Source organism: Vibrio sp. 1F169, assembly GCF_041439605.1.
Taxonomy (GTDB): domain Bacteria; phylum Pseudomonadota; class Gammaproteobacteria; order Enterobacterales; family Vibrionaceae; genus Vibrio; species Vibrio tasmaniensis_A.
The window spans coordinates 1-3,880 of the sequence record NZ_JBGOOI010000136.1 but is presented as its reverse complement, the minus strand read 5'-3'; the positions used below and the strand labels follow the sequence as shown (position 1 = coordinate 3,880).

The window sequence follows — 3,880 nt, the reverse complement described above, 5'->3', positions numbered from 1 at the left end:
GCTCGGAAGGATCCTTCAACCGATCACTTTGGCTTTAACTGATCGGCATTACTCAACTAAGTGAGCTCTTTTTTTATTATCTATATCTTGCTATCAATGGAGTTATCTAGGAATCAGACCCGATTAACCAAAGATGAAGCTGTATAGGAAGCCTGCACCCATCGCCATGCTTAGGATAACGAATAGGAATGCCGCAATCATTTGGTTCTTGAAGATTGATTTAAGCAGGATAACTTCCGTCAAACTTGCCCCCGCACTACCAATGATCAATGCCATAACCGAACCTAGCGCCATACCTTTTTGTACTAGAGCAGCACTTAGTGGGATTACTGCTTCAGCACGAATGTACAGTGGAATACCAATTACAGCTGCTACAGGAATTGCATACCACATACCTTCACCAGCGTACTGTGCAATTAGGTCTGTAGGAATGAAGCCGTAGATGAATGAACCAATCGCGATACCCATCATTAGGTAAGGGAAAACTTGTTTGAAGTCTTTCCAAGTTGAGAACCAAATTCTCATCCAACGGCTAGGTTCTTTCTTCTCTACGATTTCAGCTGTTGCGCTTCCATCCGCTGAACAGCATGAAACGGTCACTTGTGGCTCTTCTTTTTTCGAATCACAGCAAGACGTTTCTTTTGCCATTACTGGTGCAGGTTCACCACATGCACTTGTACCACATGAAGACTCTACCTTCGCTGGCGCTGCTTTCTTAGGAGCAGAATCACCACAGCTAGTGCCACAGTTTGAAGCAGAACCTGTCGATTCATACGCTTCAGGTTTTACGTAACGCTCAAAGCCAAGCTTCTCAAGTGCGTAACCTGCCACTACCGATACCGTCATTGCTACAAGGAAGTAGAACACCGCGACTTGCCAACCGAAGGTAATCACAAACAAACCAATGATCACTGGGTTCAATAGCGGGCTACCAAATAGGAACACCATCATTGGACCGAAACCCGCTCTTGCACGCAGCAATCCTTTAAGGAAAGGAATGGTAGAACATGAACAGAAAGGTGTAATTGCACCCAATAGTGCAGCAACCACATACCCCTTACCATTACGTGAGCTCAGGATAGATTGAATCTTTTCTGGTGTAAGGAACTCTTGCAGAATCCCAACAATGTAGCTGATCGCTAAGAAAAGGATAATTAGCTCTACTGCTAAGAAAGCGAACATATCAAGTGCGTCTTTTAGCATTGTTAACATTTCATTGCTCATAATTAACTCCAAACTGGATTGAAGGCCGGGCTCTATGAGAAAAGTAACCAACCCTTAATTTCGAATATTCTCGAATTATAGAAATAAACAGCTCCAGATCAAGCTTTATTTCGATAAGAATCGAAATGATTTTCGAAAACACATTTTTTCAATGACTTACACAGCCACCGTTTTTAAATTTGAATTCGACATACATTTCGACTAACATCGAAATTAAATCTTGAGGAGTTAATATGAACTTAGAAGTCGTTGCGAAAGCACTTAAAGAGTTGGGGCACCCTATTCGTCTAACTATTTATAAGAGTGTCGTTAAAGCTGGCTACCAAGGCATTGCAGTTGGCGGCCTACAAGAAGAGCTAGGCATTCCCGGTTCTACCTTGTCTCACCACATATCCAGCTTGGCGTCTGCGGGCCTAATCAGCCAAAGACGAGAAGGAAGAACTCTATTCTGCGTGGCGGAGTATGAATGCCTAGAAGGTGTGATTGATTTCTTACAAGACGAGTGTTGCGTAAATGAACAGTGCAACTAATGCACCTTTGAACAAGGCAACTTTGAATAAGGCACCTTTGAAGCTCGAGCAAGTCTGGGCCGAGTATCAGCAAGCATTAAAGTCATTCCTGCATTCAAAGGTCAACAATACCGCCGATGTAGACGACTTGCTCCAAGATATCTTGATTAAGACCTATCAGAACTTAGATAAGGTACAAGATGCGAGCAGTGTTAAGGCTTGGCTGTTCCAGTTAGCCAACAACACCATTATCGACTTCTACCGAAAGCATGCACGCCAACAACGCGATAGCCAAATTGATGCTGAAGATCTGTGGTTTACCGATTTAGACCACGACTCTGAATTTAAGCAGAAGCTTTCATTGTGTATCGAACCTTTTATTCAAGCACTGCCAGAAAAAAGTTCATCGCTACTGCTTGCCGTCGACATCAAAGGCCAAAGCCAGAAAGAGATCGCAGAGGCGCAAAATATCAGCTACTCAACCGTTAAGTCTCGTGTTCAGAAAAGCCGCGGGGATCTTAAGAACTTGTTTGAAGAGTGCTGTAACCTGTCACTCGATCAACAAGGCAATGTGATTGATTGCGAGCTTAAGCCAGACAACGATTGCAGTAAGTGCTAATAGCCATCCCTAAAATAGAACAAAGCCAGCAATTGATGCTAGCTTTGTTGTTTTCATAATCTGCAAATCACGCTTTGCTTAAGCGAATCTAATGCTTAAGCGAACCTAGTGCTTGATCGTACCGAACTACGCCGCTTCCGCTTTAACAACTGGTTGATAGCGCCCCGGTTTATGGTTCATCGCCAAAATCAAGTTGGTGACGATTGCGCCCAGTACAGACAACAGAACCAGCGACACATCAACGATAAACAGTGAAAGCACAACAATCGTACAATCTAGTGCCATCTGAACCTTACCCGCTCGAATACCAAAACGTTCTTGTAAGAACAGCGCCAGAATGTTGAAGCCACCTAAGCTCATTTTATGACGGAAGATCACCAACATGCCGGTACCAATCAAGCCACCACCAAGTAAAGCTGCATACAATGCATGAATTTCGGCAATTTGAATCACGTGATACAAGTGATCCACGGCGAACGAAACAATCGAAACCGCGATAAACGTATTGATGGTGAAGCGCCAGCCCATACGAGCAACCGACAAAATATAGAAAGGTAAGTTAAGTGCGAAGAACACTTGGCCAAAGCTCAAATCTGTCACTTTGGTAATGAAGATCGCTAGACCAGCCGTGCCTCCGGTGAGCAAACCGACTTGATTGAAAAAGATAACGCCGAGTGACACTAGCGCGCTACCTAAGATCAGTGCCAGTAAGTTTTCGCGAAGGTTATGATCTTTATCCATGTGAATGACTCTCCCTGAATCTTTTAACATCGCGTTTCAGTCCCGTTGAAACGATTGAAGTACAAATTTACGATGTTTAACAGATAAGTCGAGTAATTGCGCAGTGTTACTGAGTGATTAATTTGTATACTCGTTTTTACAGGCTTTAAAATACTTCACTAAAGCAAGCAGTTATATCTAAAAAATCAAATATCCATCCTAAATTCTCCGCTTCTACCACATAATCAGCCAGCTTCGTGTTTTCCTATTTATTAGCTACGTTTCATTCCAATTCCAGCGATGCTTAAATCTATGCATAAAACGCATAGACTAAATCACAAAAGGTCATTTGATACATACCCTACTCGTCATTATGATGCGCGACTTCTTACAACATTGAGCGCATGTAAACACCTTATGTTTTCACAATCTCTTTTTGCCCAACTCGCCAGAATGACGCTATTCCTTGTTATTAGTTTGGTAATTGTGCATCACAGTCAGCCATTGATTGATCTCTTGGCTCAGCATGCCGTTAGCAGTGGATGCCACCAGCAGTCAGCGCATGAGCATTCCGGGCACGAACACCATAATAAGATGACTGACCAACACATGTCAGCGCAAGACCACTCACATCACCACCATTAATTTAAGAGTATTAGAATGAGCATTTTCCGTTTTCCTTTACTGGTATGGCTTGGGATCGGCACACTTATTATCAGTCTAGGGATCAGACAATCATTCGGCATTTTCATGAGGCTTTGTTGCGTAATTCAATGGAACTAAATCAAGAACCTACGATCTGATCAGC

General features: G+C 43.0%; 5 protein-coding genes. 3 read left to right on the top strand and 2 right to left on the bottom strand.

The window, feature by feature from the left end; all coding sequences use genetic code 11:
- Window positions 1-123 precede the first annotated feature (123 nt).
- Window positions 124-1,224, bottom strand: coding sequence for a permease (locus tag ACED53_RS22975; protein ID WP_029225575.1), 1,101 nt, complete (start codon window positions 1,222-1,224; stop codon window positions 124-126).
- 233 nt (window positions 1,225-1,457) lie between these two features.
- Between ACED53_RS22975 and ACED53_RS22970 the strand changes: the two genes are divergently transcribed.
- Both ACED53_RS22970 and sigZ read left to right on the top strand, forming a co-directional pair.
- Window positions 1,458-1,754 (top strand): helix-turn-helix transcriptional regulator, encoded by a 297-nt coding sequence (locus ACED53_RS22970; protein ID WP_004733042.1) that lies wholly within the window; start codon window positions 1,458-1,460, stop codon window positions 1,752-1,754.
- Window positions 1,738-2,352 (top strand): RNA polymerase sigma factor SigZ, encoded by a 615-nt coding sequence (gene sigZ / locus ACED53_RS22965; RefSeq protein ID WP_017101656.1) that lies wholly within the window; start codon window positions 1,738-1,740, stop codon window positions 2,350-2,352. Before ACED53_RS22970 ends, sigZ begins: the two co-directional genes overlap by 17 nt.
- A 126-nt stretch (window positions 2,353-2,478) precedes the next feature.
- On the opposite strand, the gene ACED53_RS22960 is transcribed toward sigZ, so the two are convergent.
- Entirely contained in the window at window positions 2,479-3,093 is a 615-nt protein-coding gene (locus ACED53_RS22960; protein ID WP_017065874.1) for a YitT family protein, read from the bottom strand.
- 396 nt (window positions 3,094-3,489) lie between these two features.
- Here ACED53_RS22960 and ACED53_RS22955 point away from each other — a divergent pair, with 396 nt between their 5' ends.
- A complete protein-coding gene (locus tag ACED53_RS22955) occupies window positions 3,490-3,717 on the top strand; it encodes a hypothetical protein (protein ID WP_080518039.1) in 228 nt (75 codons plus the stop codon).
- The last annotated feature ends 163 nt before the right edge of the window (window positions 3,718-3,880 follow it).

Bases quoted from the DNA above. Each gene is read 5' to 3' on its own strand.
- ACED53_RS22975 (WP_029225575.1), bottom strand. From the start codon at position 1,224: ATGAGCAATGAAATGTTAACAATGCTAAAAGACGCACTTGATATGTTC.
- ACED53_RS22955 (WP_080518039.1), top strand. From the start codon at position 3,490: ATGTTTTCACAATCTCTTTTTGCCCAACTCGCCAGAATGACGCTATTC.
- ACED53_RS22960 (WP_017065874.1), bottom strand. From the start codon at position 3,093: ATGGATAAAGATCATAACCTTCGCGAAAACTTACTGGCACTGATCTTA.
- sigZ (WP_017101656.1), top strand. From the start codon at position 1,738: ATGAACAGTGCAACTAATGCACCTTTGAACAAGGCAACTTTGAATAAG.
- ACED53_RS22970 (WP_004733042.1), top strand. From the start codon at position 1,458: ATGAACTTAGAAGTCGTTGCGAAAGCACTTAAAGAGTTGGGGCACCCT.